The sequence below is a fragment of the Collinsella aerofaciens genome, from assembly GCF_040926185.1.
GTDB lineage: Bacteria > Actinomycetota > Coriobacteriia > Coriobacteriales > Coriobacteriaceae > Collinsella > Collinsella aerofaciens_BC.
The window spans coordinates 29794-46685 of record NZ_JBCOIQ010000017.1; the positions used below are offsets into that span (position 1 = coordinate 29794).

Annotated in this window: 12 protein-coding genes and 2 tRNA genes; 12 read left to right on the forward strand and 2 right to left on the reverse strand. The window is 58.5% G+C overall.

The genetic code is table 11. From position 1 onward, the window contains the following. The first annotated feature begins 56 nt into the window (after positions 1-56). Both AB5750_RS07500 and AB5750_RS07505 read left to right on the forward strand, forming a co-directional pair. Entirely contained in the window at positions 57-3233 is a 3177-nt protein-coding gene (locus AB5750_RS07500) for a hypothetical protein (RefSeq protein ID WP_368145934.1), read from the forward strand. 21 nt (positions 3234-3254) lie between these two features. Beyond that, positions 3255-3473 carry a hypothetical protein gene (locus AB5750_RS07505; protein ID WP_022094153.1) on the forward strand — a complete coding sequence of 73 codons (219 nt, stop codon included), beginning with the start codon at positions 3255-3257 and terminating at the stop codon, positions 3471-3473. 66 nt (positions 3474-3539) lie between these two features. Here the strand turns inward: AB5750_RS07505 and AB5750_RS07510 are convergent, their stop codons facing one another. After that, positions 3540-6971, reverse strand: coding sequence for a SpaA isopeptide-forming pilin-related protein (locus tag AB5750_RS07510; RefSeq protein ID WP_368145933.1), 3432 nt, complete (start codon positions 6969-6971; stop codon positions 3540-3542). Positions 6972-7268: 297 nt separating this feature from the next. Here AB5750_RS07510 and AB5750_RS07515 point away from each other — a divergent pair. The 10 genes from AB5750_RS07515 to AB5750_RS07560 all read left to right on the forward strand — a co-directional run bounded on the left by AB5750_RS07515 (position 7269) and on the right by AB5750_RS07560 (position 16215). Continuing rightward, positions 7269-7343 (forward strand) — tRNA-Gly (locus tag AB5750_RS07515). A 425-nt stretch (positions 7344-7768) separates the two neighbouring features. Further along, entirely contained in the window at positions 7769-9115 is a 1347-nt protein-coding gene (purB, locus tag AB5750_RS07520; RefSeq protein WP_055251306.1) for an adenylosuccinate lyase, read from the forward strand. 128 nt (positions 9116-9243) lie between these two features. After that, positions 9244-9507: a TIGR03905 family TSCPD domain-containing protein gene (locus tag AB5750_RS07525; RefSeq protein ID WP_161115613.1), complete on the forward strand. Its 264-nt coding sequence runs from the start codon at positions 9244-9246 to the stop codon at positions 9505-9507. Then, positions 9507-10718, forward strand: coding sequence for a twin-arginine translocation signal domain-containing protein (locus AB5750_RS07530; protein ID WP_161115614.1), 1212 nt, complete (start codon positions 9507-9509; stop codon positions 10716-10718). Before AB5750_RS07525 ends, AB5750_RS07530 begins: the two co-directional genes overlap by 1 nt. A 153-nt stretch (positions 10719-10871) precedes the next feature. Beyond that, positions 10872-11594 carry a response regulator gene (locus AB5750_RS07535; protein WP_006236208.1) on the forward strand — a complete coding sequence of 241 codons (723 nt, stop codon included), beginning with the start codon at positions 10872-10874 and terminating at the stop codon, positions 11592-11594. Positions 11595-11605: 11 nt separating this feature from the next. Further along, positions 11606-13171 carry a sensor histidine kinase gene (locus AB5750_RS07540; protein WP_035136482.1) on the forward strand — a complete coding sequence of 522 codons (1566 nt, stop codon included), beginning with the start codon at positions 11606-11608 and terminating at the stop codon, positions 13169-13171. A 118-nt stretch (positions 13172-13289) separates the two neighbouring features. Then, entirely contained in the window at positions 13290-14168 is an 879-nt protein-coding gene (locus AB5750_RS07545; RefSeq protein ID WP_238022930.1) for a phosphoribosylaminoimidazolesuccinocarboxamide synthase, read from the forward strand. After that, positions 14169-14744 (forward strand): ABC-2 transporter permease, encoded by a 576-nt coding sequence (locus tag AB5750_RS07550; RefSeq protein WP_022093792.1) that lies wholly within the window; start codon positions 14169-14171, stop codon positions 14742-14744. An 89-nt stretch (positions 14745-14833) separates the two neighbouring features. Beyond that, the gene (locus tag AB5750_RS07555; RefSeq protein ID WP_161155894.1) at positions 14834-16114 is read left to right on the forward strand and encodes an aminopeptidase; all 1281 of its coding nucleotides are present in this window, start codon (positions 14834-14836) and stop codon (positions 16112-16114) included. 28 nt (positions 16115-16142) lie between these two features. Beyond that, positions 16143-16215, forward strand: a tRNA-Lys gene (locus AB5750_RS07560). Between the two features lie 442 nt (positions 16216-16657). On the opposite strand, the gene AB5750_RS07565 is transcribed toward AB5750_RS07560, so the two are convergent. After that, positions 16658-16892: hypothetical protein (locus AB5750_RS07565; RefSeq protein ID WP_271740987.1), on the reverse strand; the 235-nt coding region annotated here is incomplete at its 5' end.

Below are 16892 nucleotides of genomic sequence, written 5' to 3' on the forward strand. Positions count from 1 at the left end.
CGGTTCTAATGTGCATGCATTGGGCCTATTTGTCGGATTATGGATGTGGAGCGCACATGGCGAACACCCAGAACTATATTAACCACCTGCTGCAGAACACCGGCATTACGCCGGCATGCAGCGAAGAAGAGCGCTTGGCTGCCGAGGATATCGCTCAGATCTTCCGCAACCACGGCTTTGATCCCGAGGTTCAGGAGTTCAATGCCCCGGCGCCCAGTAGATTGGCATTTGCCGTTACCGGTATTCTTGCGTTTGCCGGCGCCCTGCTGATGGGCATCGGCGCCGGTATCGGCTTGGTCGGCACCTTGCTGGCTATTGTCGGCGCCGTTCTTTACGTGCTCGAGCGCACGGGCCACCCCGTGGTTTCGCGTCTGGGCAAGACGGGCGTGAGCCAAAATGTCATCGCCTACCACAAGGCCTCGGGCCCGCTCGCGTCCCCGCGTAACCGCCCGGTGGTCGTTGTCGCACACTACGACTCTCCCCGTGCTGAGCTGCTCGCCCGCGAGCCCTATGCTTCGTATCGTGCGCTCATCGCCAAGCTGTTGCCCGTTGCCACGGTTGCCCCCGCTGCCGTTGCCATCCTGCGTATCCTGCCGCTCCCCGGCGCGCTCAAGGTTCTGCTGTGGATTGTCGCGATCCTCGCTTCCCTCGTTGCACTTGCCAACGCGGCAAACATCATCTCTAACCGCCATATTCTTCCCTATACGTCCGGCGCGGTGTGCAACAAGTCTTCTGTCGCCGCTATGCTCGGCGTTATGGACAACGTTGCTCCCTTCCAGGGTGAAAACGAGTTTCCCGACGATGTTCCGTTCGATACCTATTTTGGGGAGCAAGAGCGTCGTGCCGAGGAAATGGCGCGTGCAGCGGCGGAGTATGCCGCGGCCCAGCAGCAAAACGACTACGGTAACACCATCGAGTACGAAGAGCCTACCTACGCCGAGGACGAGTTCGGTCAGCCGATTGCTCCCGACACTCAGACCGAACCCGAACAGGGTGAGGCTTTCGACGAGCAGATCGAGGGCTTTGAGGGTGCGTCTGCCGACGAGACGCTGATTGGCGCCATCGTGCCCGAGGATCAGAATCAGGCTGTCCAGGCTGAAGAGTTCAATGACGAGGTTTCCGCTGCCGAGCCGGTGGAGGAGCCTGTCGCGGCCGAGCCCGAGCCCAGGCTCTATCGCAATGCCGCCGGCAACATCCGCTTTGGTTCGGATGCCATCCGTGCGCTCGGAATGCTTCCCGAGTCCTGCACGCTCGATTACGAGGAGGGCGAGGAGCCGACGTTTGAGCCCGAGCCTGCGCCCGTTGTCACTGCGGATGATGAGTCTGCCGCGGTTACCGCTGCCGTTGCCGAGCCCGAGGCGGTGTCCGCGATCGATCCCGCGGCAGGACTGGACATTTTGGCTCCCGCCACGCCGGCGCAAGACGTTGCGGACGAGTCTGACGACGATTACGTTGAACAGCCGAGGCGTGTGTCTTACGAGAGCGATACTGATTTCTCTGCCGAGATTCCCGCGGCAACGCCCCATGCCGATATTGCATCCGCGTTCTCTTCGATTGGCGCCAGCGCTTCCAGCTTCTTTAAGGGTGCGCTTGCAAAGGGCAGGAAATTTGTCGACGATTTCGAGGAGAAGCGCGCTGCCGCACGCGAGGCTGCCGAGCAGGAGGCTATCGCTCAGCAGCAGGCAGCCGAGGCGGCACGTGAGCGCGCGGCGCAAGAGTTTGAGCAGAACGAGGCTATGCAGTCCGTGCCCGTCGACGCCGCCGAAGCTACAACGTCCTTTGAGTCCCAGCAACCGACGTCCGCGGATGTTGTTGAGGCGACAACGTCTTTCGAGGCTCAGCAGCACGTCGATAGCACCATGTCGTTTGATGCTGCGCAGTTCGATTCCACGATAACGTTTGAAAAGCAGGGCACCGCGATTGCCGAGCCCCTTCCTGTGTCCGATGAGCAGGGCGACGCGGTGGACGATGACGAGCCCATTGATGCTGCCGAAATTCAGGATGCTGCCGAGGACGAGCCCGTCGAGGCCAACTCTGACGAAGAGCAGTACGCGGCAGCCGAGCAAGATGATTCGACCGAGGTCGAGCAGGAGGAAGTGTCTGCGGTTTCCGAGACTCCCGAGACGGATGAGTCGAGGCCTTACTCCACGCAGATTTTCACCATGCCGACCCCGAGTGGTTCCGGTGCCACGGTTGCCAATGTTGCTCCCACCCAGGACGAAACGGTCGATTCCCTTATGGCCCAGATTTCCTCGCAGGCATCGCCGCGTCCGCAGATGAATGTTCCCGATCCGGCGTCGGCACCGTCGCCTGCACCTTCCTCGTCTCCGCTGGCTTCGGTCCCCGATCCGTCGCTGCCGTCTATGAAGCAGGCAAACGTTGCGTCTCGCACGTCGCTGTTCGACCTTCCCGATCCCTCTGCCCAGGTCAACGACCCCTTTGCTACCGCCCAAGGTCCCGAACCCACATCGGCACCCGTTGCGCCTCCTATGCCCGTTGCGTCGAGCGCGCAGCCGATCGAGACCATTTCAGCTCCCGCCCCGGCGGCACCCAAGTCTCGTAAGCGCGGCCTGGGCGGTCTGTTAGGTCGTAAAAAGAAAAACGAGCAGGACAGCATGAGTGACTGGCTGGGCGTCGAAGACGATTACGATGCCAAGAAGTCCGGTCGCGGCATCGGTTCGTGGGATAATTTCGAGGACGATAACGATGGCTGGAAGGGCGGCGCTACGTCTTCCGACGGCGCTTCTTCCGAAGATATGCTCTCGGCTGTCGCCTCTATGGGCGATGATGAGCTGCTCGGTCACGATATCTGGTTTGTGGCAACGGGCGCCTCGGATTGTGATGGCGCCGGCATGAAGGCCTTCTTGGCTTCGCATCGCGATAAGCTCCGCGGCGTATTCTTTATCAATCTTGAATCCGTCGGCGCCGGTAGGCTTTCGGTGGTGACGGTTGAGGGCGAACAGCAGCTGCTCAAGGGCGATCGCCGCATCATGAACCTGGTCAGCAAGGTGTGCAAGTCGTTCCATGTCGATTGTGGCGCGCTCGAGATGCCCTATGCCAAGACCGATGCCTATGCCGCGCTCGAGGCGAGCCGCCGAGCCCTCACTATCGCCGGCGTGGACGGCACGCGTCTGGCTTGCGCTCGTACCGAGGACGACCTGCCCCACAATGTCAACCCGACGAACATTGCTACGGTATCCGAGGTCGTGACCGAGGTTATCCGCCGTTCGTAGACGGAGCTCTAAGGAGTCAACGTGTTTTCGTATATTAAGCGCCATTGGCCTGTCTACGTGATTTTGACCTTGATTGCCATTGCGTTAGGATTTGGGGCTGCCTACATCGTGGGTGCAAAGGGCTCGACCCCCGCCTCCGCAATCAGCGAAGAGGTGGAGCAAGAACAGAGTACGGGTGCCGATGGGATTCCTGAGTCCGAGCAGGCAATCGTTGATGGTGGATCTTCGTCTGCAGAGTAGATACGGCGATTTACATGATTGAAAGCGGGTGAGCCAGGGGACTGGCTCGCCCGCTTTTTCATCGCGCTAGCGCTTCTTTGGGATCGACCTAAGGCGAGCGAACCATAGGGCTGCGGCACCCGAGGTCAGGAGCGCGGTGATGCAAGCGGCGATGGGAACTGATCCTGTTGCCGGTAGGTCCTGCGGTAGGGTACAGCGTTGAATAACGCTGTCCTCGTCATGTGACTCAAGTTTATCGCCGCCACCATTGCGGCAAAGATCGACGCGCGCGCTGTTGGTGAGTGCGGTTTGGGGCGTATAAGCCGACGTCGCCTGCATGTGCACGATTGCGCCCCGAGCGTCTGTGCCAAGGATTGCTTTGGCATCGTCAAGGTCGTCGTGCTCATCTTTGAGATCATCGCGGGTCCAAGAATCCGCATCGCTTCGAGTCGTAAAGCCGGCGGCTACCGCACCGTATTCAATGCGAATGCCCGTTACGACGGTATTGGACGCAAGGTCGAGTTCTTTCGCCTCGAGTGTGGTGGATTCCGTGGTCGAGACATCCGCCTTCCAGAGGTGCCAGCCGTCGTAATCGACGAGGCGGCAATCCTCACCCAGACTTTCCTTTACTTCGTCGGACTCAAGCCAAGGATTTTCGTGCCCATCGTCAAGTGTCGCGTTTGCCGGCTCATCGACGTCTGTCGAGTCCAACGGCGTCGTGCGATACCACACGTTGCACAGACCGTTGAGGTCGCCGATGGCGACGGGGGTTTCGATTGAGACGAATCTCGCCGTATCGTCCTCGGCACACTCAAGATCATCGGTAATTGTAAACTCATCAACCCAGGTAGTTGAATCGTTTCGAGCGTCGATGGTATAGGAGAAAAGCCCATCCGTATTGGTTTGCATCGCGGCACGGTTTTTACCATCGCCGTTAGCCAACAGGCCCTTTTCGATAGGTTGGACAAGTTCCTGACGCTTGTCGACCTGCCCCTTGATCTCGATGGGCGCATCCTTCATCGCGACGGATTGGACTTCTCCCGTATCCTTTATTTCAAACGTTATCTCCTCGGCAAGGTCATAGGTCCGCGGAGACATCATTTCGCGCAACGAGTAGGTGCCGGGTGCAAGATGTTCGACGCGGTGTGGCTTGTCGGATGAGGTCCAGGAGTCTATTTCGGTTTTATCGGGACCATATAAGGTGAGCCGTGCGCCTTCTACTTCCTGCTCACCGCTTGCATCGACCTTGGAGATATCAACCTTGGTGTAATCGTCGGATACGTTAAGCCGTGCTTCTACAACGGGTGTTTTCTGGTCGGCATAAGTAAGGTCGACAATATGGGTTGTCTGATCGAGCAAGAAGCCTGCCGGCGCTTGAGTCTCGACAACCTCGTAGCGTGCGGTGCCAGATCCCAGTGGGAGGTTGTCCGCGCGTGCTTCTCCAGTTTCATCCGTCGTGACGGTAGCGACAGTCTCACCGTCGAGTGCGGCAATGCTACCGTCGGGGCGCACGATATCACCCGAGGCACGGATCTCAAAGATGGCGCCCGCGAGGCTGCTGCCGTCTACGGCATCGGTTTTAACGATCCTGATATTTCCGGTCGCGGCGCGGTCATAATACGAGGCGATTGCAACGGGCGTTAGGTTCATGTCGGCGGGTATGTTTACCTCGATTTCTTCGCTGACAAGATAGGGCTCTTTGGCCGAGGTTTCGCGTACATAATAGGTGCCCGGCACGAGCGATTCTGGCAGTGTGACGGTCCCGGTCGCGTCAGTCGTAAAGGTGTCCATTACGTTATGTGCTGGATACCAGCAAGTTTGTGAGACAGGTTCGTGATTGCTGTCGAGGAGTTGGAAGGTGAATCCGGCTAGGGGAACAGAAGCGCCTGTTTGGGCATCGCGTTTTACAATCTGGAGATGCGTCGACAGAGCGTGGTTGTCCACGATATATTGAAGCTCGGCGCCGTCGGAAATCTGATTTGCCCCGACGGTCCATTCCCCTGCACGTTTAAAACCCTCGGGGACGGTTTCCGGAACCTCACGAACCGTGTAGCCGGCACGGTCGTATGGGACGGCTCCGTGGACACCGGCGGGTCGCTTGCCTGTGCCGAACCATGCTTCGGGCTGATCTTCGGTGGAGGCAAAGCCATAGATGTTTGTGGTCAGTGTGCCAACAACCTGCTGAGAGCTGTTGCTGACAACCTCAAAGACAACACCACCCGCCGGCTGCTCCAGGCCGGATTGGTCGCTATTGCCGTAATCCTTGAATTTGGAAATCTCAAGGTTAAACGCAATGGGGATATCGGAAACGCGAGATTCGATCTCGACCACGCCTGAATCGCCGAGCTGGTCGGCTCCAACGGTATAGGTCCAGCTGTCGTTGGATGGCAGGTAGCCCTCGGGGGCTTTTGATTCGTAGATGGTAAAGGTTCCTAAGGGGACATCGGCGAGGGTGGCCCGACCGCTTTCGTCGGTCGTGAGGATTTGTGCCCATCCAGGGGTTGATTGCGACACACACGTGAACTCTGCTCCTGCGAGCGAAGCTCCCACCTGGTGGCCGGCATTCGTCGCGGCATCGAGTTTTACGATACGCAGGTTGATGGTGCCGGGCTGTTCATCAATGGCGACCCGCCCGCCGTCATTCCCCGTGGTAAAGGCAATACGATCGTGGCGGGGGACATAGCCGGCCGGCGCCTTCGTTTCAACTAGGTAGTATGCCGTGTTGGGCAGAAGTGTTGCTTGCGCTCGACCGTTGCTGTCCATCTGGACGGTGCCGACATGCGCGCCGCTGGCGCTCTCAAAAATATCGAATGTTGCCCCGTCAAACTGATAAGTATTGTTTCCGCTGGTAATGGCGGCGTTTGCAGACTGTTTTTTGAAGGAAACAGAGACCGCCGGCAGTACATAGAGCATGTCTTGACGTTTGCTGCCGCCCGATACGGCCCCTAGATAGCGTCGCGCGCGGTGCGGAGCGGCTTCGATGCTTCCTGATTTTGCGCTGTCGTGGAGCCACCGCGCAGCCGCCACGACTTCATTGTCGGCGGTAAAGTGTCCGCTCTTGGTTTTACCCTGAGCGGTCGTGTAGGAGTAGGTGCCGTCGACATGGGTAGTGCCGTTGAGCATCCATACGGCAAGCTGGGTGGCGGCGCGGGCGCGATCGGGTGAAAGATGGTAACCGCCAAACGACGTGGTGGTGGGATATCCGTGACAAACGATTGCCGCGAACTCGTCGTCGAGCCACACCCAGCCTTGATCAAAGTTGAGCCATGGGCCGCCCGGTTTGGTGGGGCCGGGGCGCTCCTGGTTCATGCAGTAGGCAATCGAGGTGTCTTGAGCTTCATACTTGCCGATGAAGAAGGGCCCACAATCATCGCTAATAGTGCGGAAGCCGAGCTGGTCGTAGCCATCGACGGCAAATGCGGCTCCCGGTGCCAGGCAGCCGAAAAGCAGGAAGAGGAGCAGGAGCAGCGGACCTGTTGCGATTGCGCTGTGGACAGAGTGCGTGGGTGCGTTGGACATGGCTGCTCCTTATCCCTCGTGCGCCGCACGGGGAGGCTGCGACGCGTAGGATGAGGCTACCCCCGAGGTTCATGCGGGTAAGTACCGGAGCCTGACCAAAAGCTTGCCCAATTCCTGACAAATTGAGCTCAAATACAACAATCAAGCAAAAGCGCAGGTAGAAGATAAGGAGAACAGGAGGTCAAAGGTCCTCATCTCCACAATTGACGCGATTTTCAAACGAATCTCCATAGCTAAAACAAGCATCGCCACCCTTGTATCGAACAAGACAACCGCGTTATACTATCCCCCACATATGCGGGCATCGCCAAGTGGTAAGGCATCAGCTTCCCAAGCTGACACTCGCGGGTTCGAGTCCCGTTGCCCGCTCCAGCTAGAAGCACAAGCACGGCACCATTACGGTGCCGTGCTTTTTTCAATAAAGCGCCGGGACTCGAACCCGACAGGGTGCGAGCGTAAAGCAAACGCGAAGCGTTTGTAGCGAGCAGGCGAAGGCGCCGACAGGCGCCTGAAGCCGGTGCGGATTTGCGAAGCAAACACGCGGATGTCCCGTTACCCGCTCCATCGAGTGCGGGAGACATGGGGACGGCCAATTCAACAAAGTCTTCCCCCGCGGCTTCGTGAGGCTGAGGGGCTCGCCTGAAGCCGGTGCGGATTTGCGAAGCAAATGCGCAGATGTCCCGTTGCTCGCTCCAATTCCAAAATGTTAGGTTAATGCCTGCTGCCCATACTTGCACCTGCGCACGGTACAATGGATAGGTTACGACCAACGTGCCAATAACCAAAAAGGAGCCGCTATGATCGATCGCTATACCCGCCCGGAGATGGGACACATTTTCTCCCTCGAGAACAAGTACGCCATTTGGCAGGAGATCGAGGTCTTGGCCTGCGAGGCCCAGGCGGAGCTCGGCAAGATCGGTATTTCCAAAGACGAGGCCCAGTGGATCCGCGACCATGCCAACTTTGAGAAGGCGAAGGTCGATGAGATCGAGGAAGTCACGCGCCACGACGTCATTGCCTTCCTGACCAACATGAAGGAGTACATCGATGCCGATGTTCCCGAGGGCGACCCCAAGCCCAGCCGCTGGGTTCACTATGGCATGACCAGCTCCGATCTGGGCGACACGGCCCTGTGCTACCAGCTCACCCAGGCCTGCGACCTGATCATCGAGGACGTCAAAAAACTCGGCGAGATCTGCAAGCGTCGCGCCTTTGAGGAGCGCAACACGCTCTGCGCCGGCCGTACTCATGGCATCCATGCCGAGCCGATGACCTTCGGCATGAAGTTTGGCTCTTGGGCCTGGGAGCTCAAGCGCGATCTGGATCGTCTTGAGGACGCCCGCAAGAATGTTGCCTTCGGTGCCATCTCGGGCGCTGTCGGCACGTACAGCTCCATCGAGCCGTTCGTCGAGGAGTACGTCTGCGAGCACCTGGGCCTGGTCCACGATCCCCTGTCCACGCAGGTCATCAGCCGCGATCACCATGCCTACCTTGCCGGCGTGCTTGCCACTACAGCGGCCACCTGTGAGCGCATCGCTACCGAGGTTCGCAATCTACAGAAGACCGATACGCTCGAGGCCGAGGAGCCGTTCCGTAAGGGCCAAAAGGGCAGCTCAGCCATGCCGCACAAGCGCAACCCCATCACCATGGAGAAAGTCTGCGGTCTGTCGCGCGTCGTGAAGTCCAACGCCCAGGTTGCCTTCGATAACGTCGCCCTGTGGCACGAGCGTGACATTTCGCACTCCTCTGCCGAGCGCGTCGCCCAGGCCGATAGCTTCATCGCCCTCGACCACATGTTCCAGTGCCTCATCCGCGTTATCGACGGCCTGCAGCTGTATCCCGCCCGCATGATGGCCAACCTCAATAAGACCCGCGGCCTCATCTTCTCTTCCAAGGTACTGCTCGCCCTCGTCGACACGGGCATCACCCGCGAGGACGCGTACGCCATTGTGCAGGAGAACGCTATGGCAACCTGGCACGAGGTACAGGATTGTGTCTCCGGCCCCACCTTTAAGGAGCGTCTCGAGGCCGACCCGCGCTGCACCGTCAGTCAGGAGAAGCTCGACGAGATCTTTGATCCGTGGGACTTCCTCACCCGTATCGACACGGTCTTTGATCGTCTGGAGCAGCTGAGCTTCGAGTAGGTTCGGGCATAACGTTAGCTTTTTAGGGCGCTTTGCTGGTAATGTGTGTTGCCGGCAAAGCGCCTCGTTGCATTTAGGGAAAGACGGGGATAATAGTCGTCTCGAATAACATTCTGAGAGGGGATCGCATGATTTCGTTTGATTACAAGCCTCAGGGCGTGTGTGCTCGCAATATTCACCTTGACCTTTCCGATGACGGCAACAAGGTGGTGGGCGTTGAGTTTACCGGCGGCTGCGACGGCAATCTCAAGGCTATCTCCAAGCTGGTCGAGGGCGCTCCCGCCGATCGCGTAATCGAGGTTCTCGCCGGTAATACCTGCGGTATGAAAAAGACCTCCTGCGCCGACCAGCTTACGCGCGCTATCGAGGCCGCTCGCGCCGAGATCGCCTAATGGGTATCGCCGATCACATCAAGAACGGAATATCGCGTCGCGGCTTTGTACTCGGTGGGGCTGCCGCGGGCGCTGCCACGGTGCTTGCCGGATGCTCGAAAAAAACGGGTACCAGCGATGATGCCGCCGGCGAGCCGCAGGTTATCAAGGACGATTCCAAAATCATCTCGATTACGGATGAGTATGAGGCTGTCGACATCGATCTTGAGCCGGCGTCATCGTGGACGCTGCCTCTGGGTACGCTGCTGTACTACTGCGACGGCGATTACGCCGCGGCGATGATGGCGCCCGCATCGGCACTGCACGCCAACACACTCGGCGTGCTCAACCTGGGCGATGGCTCGCTTACCACATTAATCGAGGATCCTATCGAGGGCACGGGATACGCATTCTACGATGTCCGTGCCGGCGACGGCGTATTCGCGTGGGTTGAGATGAACTTTGCCAATTCATCGTGGAAGCTCTACGCTCAAAATCTGTCGGGCGCTTCGCTCTCTGGCGACGTGGTTGAGCTCGATCGAGGTGGCAAGGACTATGATCCGCCCCTGTTCACGGCGTTCGGGTCATCAGTCATCTGGTATAAAATGCCTTCGGCAGGCGGCAATAAAACGAGTAGTGATTCGTTTTGCTATCGTCGCTCGCTTGATGAATCCAAGGCCGAGGTAATTTGGAAATCGACGGGCCGCTTTGCATCGGCCCCGCGCGCGAGCGACGGCATTTTGACCATCTCGCCGCGTGTCCGCAACGACGAGGGCGTCTACTACGGCATAACGGCAATCGATCTGACCGACGGCAACAACACCAAACGTGCCCAGCTAGTTCTTCCCTCGTCAGTCTCGCCTTTCGAGGCCGTATATATGGGCGATACCTTCGTGTTTTCTATCGAGGCGACCTATAGTGGCGTGGGCAGCCTGGGCAACATGGGCACGTATATCGGTAATGAGGGAGGGCCGTATCTCTTCCTGTCCCGCGAGCCGCTTGCATGTGCGGCTGGCAAGAAGAATAAATACCTTGTTAAGGTACAGGCGTCGCATTTCCTGATCGACACCTCCGCCAAGACCTATGGCTCGCTGCTGTCGCCCGACCGCGCTTTGGAGTATGGCGATTATCCAGCTACGGCGGGAAAGTCGGACTCATTCCTTACGTACGCCACGGTGCGCAACAGCCAGGGTATACCAGAGACGGTCACTGCACGCCTATTCTCTCTTTAAGCTTAGAGGGGTTAAAAAGGCGCCAACAGGGGAATAAACGCGTTGTAATTGTGAGTACCGCCCGCCGAGCTGCCGCGTCATAGCGGCATCCGGCGGGCTCAGGTGCGTTAAAATGGGCTTGTTCTTAGCTAATTGAGACAGGGGGGCCGTGTTATGGCTTCAGATGCAAAAAAGATTCTGCTGGTCGAGGATGAGAAGGCAATCCGTGACGCCGTCGCTGCCTATCTCGAGCGCGAAGGCTACTGGGTTGTGGGCGTCGGCGACGGCCAGTCCGCGATCGAGGAGTTCGAGAAGCATCAGTTCGACCTGGTCGTGCTCGACCTTATGCTCCCCAAGATTCCCGGCGAGCGCGTTTGCCGCACCATTCGCGATACCTCGGATGTCCCCATCATCATGCTGACGGCTAAGGGCGAGATCGAGGACCGTATTATCGGTCTTGAGCTCGGCGCCGACGACTATCTGATTAAGCCGTTCTCGCCGCGCGAGCTCGTCGCCCGCGTTCGCGCTCTGTTCCGCCGTGCCCATCAGGCCGACGAGCCCGCCGTCGAGGTACTCGACTTCGGCGATCTGGTCATCGATATCTCGGGCCACAAGATCTTGGTCGAGGGCAAGGAAGTCGATCTGACGGCTTCCGAGTTCAAGCTGCTCACCACGCTTGCCCGCCATCCCGGCCGTGTGTATAACCGCATGGAGCTGGTCGAGAAAGTGCTCGGGTATGACTTTGAGGGCTATGAGCGCACCATCGATAGCCACGTGAAGAATCTTCGCGCCAAGCTGGGCGATGATCCCAAGAAGCCCAAGTGGCTCTACACCGTCCATGGTGTCGGCTATCGCTTCGAGGCTCCGGCCAAGACCGATAAGTCGGACGAGAAATAGGGAAATCACATATGACACCTGCGCGCTTTGAAATCGGACAAAAGCACAAGCAGGAGAGCGAGGCGGGTTCCAAGGCTAGTTGGAACACGCCTCGTTCCGATTCACGGCCAACGATGAGCTATCCCTCGCGCATGGCACTTGCTTTTGCTCTGACATCGCTCATGACGGTATTGGTGCTGGTGGGCGTTGTCTCTGTTGTGTGGGGCACGGTCTTTTCGGATTACACACGCTCCAATATCGTCGAAATCGCAAATTCCGCTGCCGAGAAGTTGGCGACCTCATATGAGGAAAACGGCTCTTGGACCGCGGGAGAACTGCGCACGGTCGCAACGTCGAGTTTGGTTTCCGACGATCTGGGCATGCAGGTCGTCAATAAAAAGGGTGTGATCGTTTATGACGATTCCTGGCCCTCGGCAAGCGCCACCGCCGATGTACGCGAAAACCAGGCTACGACCGACGACACGAGCGGCAAGAGGGCATCGCATAGCCCGGTCTCGTCTGCTCCAACCGACTCCGATAGCGTTGCTAACGTCGAGATTGTAACGTCTTCCGGCGAGCATGTCGGACAGGTAAAGCTGTGGGCCATCGGCTCCGACGCTCTGCTCACCAAGGCGGACTCTGCGTTTAGGGAGAAGACCTTTAACGCCATGGCCCTCGCCGCGGTTGTTGCAATCTGCATTTCGGTCGTTATCGGATCGCTCGTGTCGCGCATGCTCACCAAACCGATTCATCGCATCACCAGTACCGCAAAGCAAATCCGTGACGGCGACCTGTCGGCTCGCACGGGGCTGCGCGGTGATGACGAGATCGATCAGCTGGGTGAGACCTTCGATGAGATGGCCACCTCGCTCGAGAAGGATATGAAACACGAGAAGCGCCTGACCTCAGACGTTGCACACGAGCTTCGCACGCCGCTTATGGCCATGCTCGCAACGGTCGAGGCCATGCAGGATGGCGTGTATCCCACCGACGATGAGCATTTGGAGACCGTTGCTTCCGAGACGCGTCGCCTGGCTCGTCTGGTGCAGCAGATGCTCGACCTATCGCGTATGGAAAACAGCACGGCTCCGCTCAATCTAGAACCGGTGGACATGGTTCCGTTCGTGCGATCGATTGTGAACGGCCAGGAGCGTCTGTTTGCCGACCGTGACCTTCGTCTTCGCTTTGCAGATGAAACCCAAGGGCACGACGATGTCGTCGAGGCCGATCCCGACATGATCACGCAATGTGTTATCAACCTCATGAGCAACGCCATGCGCTACACCCCCGAGGGCGGTTGGGTCGTGGTGTCGGTGCTCAGTGACCGCAGGCACGTCAGCATTGCCGTTTCTGATACCGGCATCGGTATTGCCAAGGACGATCTGTCGCGCATTTTCGGGCGGTTTTGGCGCGCCGATGCCAGCCGCGCCCGCGAAGCTGGCGGCCTGGGCGTCGGCCTCGCCGTGACCAAGCAGATCGTCGAGCGTCACCATGGCTACATATCCGTGGAGTCGGAGCTTGGAAAGGGTACGACTTTTACAATTCATCTGCCCCGCGAGCACACGGCGGACGCGGCATCTACTACAATGGAGCACTAGCTTTTCGCTATTCGGTGAAGGAGGGGCCGCGTCCCTGCCGCTCCGAGTTTGCGAAAACATGCGGGAAAGAACCCGCATTTCTGTCGTATTTAGGTAAGGAGTGACTCACGTGACAACGATGGAGCGTCGTCCGGATTCCCGTGGCAAGGTTCGTGATATTTACGATGCCGGTGAAAACCTGCTGATGGTCGCCACCGACCGCATTTCTGCGTTCGACTTCATTCTTCCCGACGAGATTCCGTTTAAGGGAGAGGTGCTCAATCGCATCTCGGCATTCTGGTTCGATAAGTTTGCCGACATCGTCCCCAACCATCTCGTTTCCATCGACCCGGCGGATTTCCCCGAGGAGTTTGCTGAGTATCGTGACTACCTCGCTGGCCGCGCCATGCTGGTTAAGAAGGCCCAGACGATTCCTATCGAGTGCATCGTCCGCGGCTATCTGACCGGTTCGGGCAAGAAGACCTACGACGAGAACGGCACCGTCTGCGGCATCCAGCTGCCTGAGGGCCTGACCGAGGCTTCCAAGCTTCCCGAGCCGTTGTTCACGCCGTCCACGAAGGCCGAGATCGGTGGCCACGACGAGAACATCTCGTTCGAGCGTTGCTGCGAGATCGTGGGCGAGGACATCGCCACGCAGATTCGTGACCTTTCCCTCAAGATCTACAAGGCCGCTGCCGAGTACGCCGCGACCCGTGGCATCATCATTGCCGACACCAAGTTCGAGTTTGGTGTCATCGATGGCAAGGTCACGCTGATCGACGAGTGCCTCACGCCCGACTCCAGCCGTTTCTGGCCTGCTGCCAGCTACGAGGAGGGCAAGATCCAGCCTAGCTACGACAAGCAATTCGTCCGCAATTGGCTCAAGGCCAACTGGGATATGACGGGGGAGACCCCGCACCTGCCCGCCGAGGTCATCGATGGCACGTCCGAGCGCTATCGCGAGGCCTTCCAGATCATCACGGGCTCCCAGTTCACAAGCATGAAGGAGAACGCATAAGTGAGTACCCGTAGCGCCACGAACAAGCGCACGCAATCCCACGAAGTTACCGGGGTTGCGCGCAAGTCTGCCGCATCTGCTAAGCCCGCCCGCCAAGCAGCGAGCTCCGTTCGCGTCGTGCCGGCTTCGTCTAAGGCACGCCGCAAAGAGCTCGAGAAGGGCGAGAACCTCGAGGGCCTCTCTAAAGAGGAGAAGCGCGCCCGCAAGGCTAAGCAGCGCGCCAAGGAGGACCGCATCTATACGGTGTCGAATATCCTCCTCAAGCAGGACGAGGACTACACCAAGCGCCGTCGCATCTGGTGGATTGTGCTCGCCATTGGCATGGTGCTCGTCGTGGCAATTTGGGCCTCGCTGTACTTCGCTCCCGCTGGCATGGTGTCCAGCCCTGTCCAGATGGTCGGCATTGTTTTGTCCTACGTCATCATTTTGGGCGACTTTATCTATGACTTCGCTCGTATTCGTCCCTTGCGCAACATGTACCGCGCGCAGGCCGAGGGCATGTCCGAGAACAAGCTCAACGCTCTTATTGAGCGCGCGGCTGCCGAGGAGGACAAGAAGGACTCCAAGAAGAAGTAGCGTTTGCATACATACTTATCGCTAAGATATAAGGCGCGTCGTTTTTGCGGCGCGCCTTTTTACTGTTCTATAGATAGATGGAGTGGCACATGATTCGAGCTGCCCTGACGGTCGAAGAGGCTCTGGAGGGCATGAAGGCCCTGGAGCCCAAGATTAAAAACTACGCGCGCCTGGTCGTCCGCAAGGGCGTAAACGTCAAGCCCGGCCAGGAGGTCGTCGTTCAGTCTCCGGTCGAGTGCGCGCCGTTTGCGCGCGTGGTGGTCGCGGAGGCCTATGCTGCCGGCGCCGGCCACGTGACGGTCATTTGGGCCGATGATGCCGTGACGAGGCTCACGTACGAGCATGTCGAGAAAAGCTATTTTGAGCAGACGCCCGAGTGGAAGCGCATGCAGCTGGATTCCTTGGCCCAGGATGGTGCCTGCTTTGTCTTTATCGAGGGTGCGGATCCTGCGGCCCTCAAGGGCATCGATCCAGCCAAGCCGGCCGCGGCATCAAAGGCGAGGAATACGCAGTGCAAAGTTTTCCGCCGTGGACTGGATTACAACATCAATCCGTGGTGCATCGCCGGCGCTCCGGTCGTGGCTTGGGCGCACGAGGTGTTCCCGGGAGACGCCGATGAGGTTGCAATCTATAAGCTGTGGAATGCGATTCTGCACACCGCGCGCGCCGATGGCCAGGACCCAGAGAGCGACTGGGAACTCCATGACGCCGCATTCGAAAAGAACCTGCGTTTCCTGAACGACAATCGTTTCGACTACCTGCATTACAACGCGGCAAATGGAACCGATCTGACGATTGGCATGACGAAGGGTCACGAGTGGGCCGGCGGCAAGGGCAAGACGCCCGATGGGCACCCCTTCTTCCCCAACATTCCCACCGAGGAAGTCTTCACTTCGCCCGATCGCATGCGCGCCGACGGTATCGTGTACTCGGCCATGCCGCTCATCCATCACGGCAATAAGGTCGAAGATTTTTGGATTAAGTTCGAGGGCGGCCGCGTGGTGGACTACGACGCCCGCGTGGGCAAGGCAACGCTCGCAAGTATCATCGATACTGACGAGGGCGCTGCTCACCTGGGAGAGGTCGCGCTCATTTCCAAGAACACGCCGATCCGCGAAAGTGGTGTTCTGTTCTACGATACGCTCTATGACGAGAACGCTAGCTGCCATCTCGCGCTAGGTGTCGGTTTCCCCGAATGCATCGAGGGTGGGTATGACATGTCCAAGGAGGAGCTCCTGGAGCATGGCGTTAACGTCTCGAGCACGCACGTCGATTTTATGATCGGCACGGACGACATCGATATTACGGGCATTACGCCTGATGGACGTGAAGTTGTGATTTTCCAGAACGGCCAATGGAGTTGGGAATAGTCCCAGACCGTGGTACAATGCCACCCGCGGGCCGTTAGCTCAGCTGGCAGAGCAGGGGACTTTTAATCCCAAGGTCCAGGGTTCGAACCCCTGACGGCCCACCCAAAGATTGTTGAGACGGTCAACTTCGGTTGGCCGTCTTTTTTGTTGCCGGTGCACGGGTTCGAACCCGTCGGGGCGCGGAGCTGAGTAAACGCGTGAGCGTTTGCCAGCGCAGCGCGCAAGGCGCGAAAGCGCCGCAGCGGCCGCCTGCGAAGCAGGCTGAACCCCTGACGGCCCACCCAAAGATTGTTGAGACGGTCAACTTCGGTTGGCCGTCTTTTTTGTTGCCGGTGCACGGGTTCGAACCCGTATCTAGCTATATATAAGAACGCTTGGCGAACAAAACCCGCCTTTTACCGATGGGAAACAAATAACTGATGCCTTTGGAGTAAAGTAGCGCTCCAGAGATGACCGATGTCTCAATACACATAAAACAGCTGGTCATCGCCAATATCAGAAGCCAATGCTTCAGTTTTAACCTCAGTGATGCGACTGAGGGACCTATTCATTTGTGAACAAAATATGGAGTGCGCGATTCCCGCCCCCGGGGCCCCTCCGGTCTGGCAATATATCTCCTTGCCGCGCGGCCCGGTGGAACCGGGAACCAGCGCAGGCGTGCACCTTGAGAACCGGATACTGCGAGGATGGACACACCAGTTGTGTCGCATCCGGGCAGACATCGAACCATTTGAAATGGTCTAACTTGGATTTGTTTTTCGCAAGGCCGCCGAGAGGC

Coding starts and splice junctions, on each gene's coding strand:
- AB5750_RS07500 (WP_368145934.1), top strand. CDS start 57: ATGGCGAACACCCAGAACTATATTAACCACCTGCTGCAGAACACCGGC.
- AB5750_RS07510 (WP_368145933.1), bottom strand. CDS start 6,971: ATGTCCAACGCACCCACGCACTCTGTCCACAGCGCAATCGCAACAGGT.
- purB (WP_055251306.1), top strand. CDS start 7,769: ATGATCGATCGCTATACCCGCCCGGAGATGGGACACATTTTCTCCCTC.
- AB5750_RS07525 (WP_161115613.1), top strand. CDS start 9,244: ATGATTTCGTTTGATTACAAGCCTCAGGGCGTGTGTGCTCGCAATATT.
- AB5750_RS07530 (WP_161115614.1), top strand. CDS start 9,507: ATGGGTATCGCCGATCACATCAAGAACGGAATATCGCGTCGCGGCTTT.
- AB5750_RS07535 (WP_006236208.1), top strand. CDS start 10,872: ATGGCTTCAGATGCAAAAAAGATTCTGCTGGTCGAGGATGAGAAGGCA.
- AB5750_RS07540 (WP_035136482.1), top strand. CDS start 11,606: ATGACACCTGCGCGCTTTGAAATCGGACAAAAGCACAAGCAGGAGAGC.
- AB5750_RS07545 (WP_238022930.1), top strand. CDS start 13,290: ATGGAGCGTCGTCCGGATTCCCGTGGCAAGGTTCGTGATATTTACGAT.
- AB5750_RS07555 (WP_161155894.1), top strand. CDS start 14,834: ATGATTCGAGCTGCCCTGACGGTCGAAGAGGCTCTGGAGGGCATGAAG.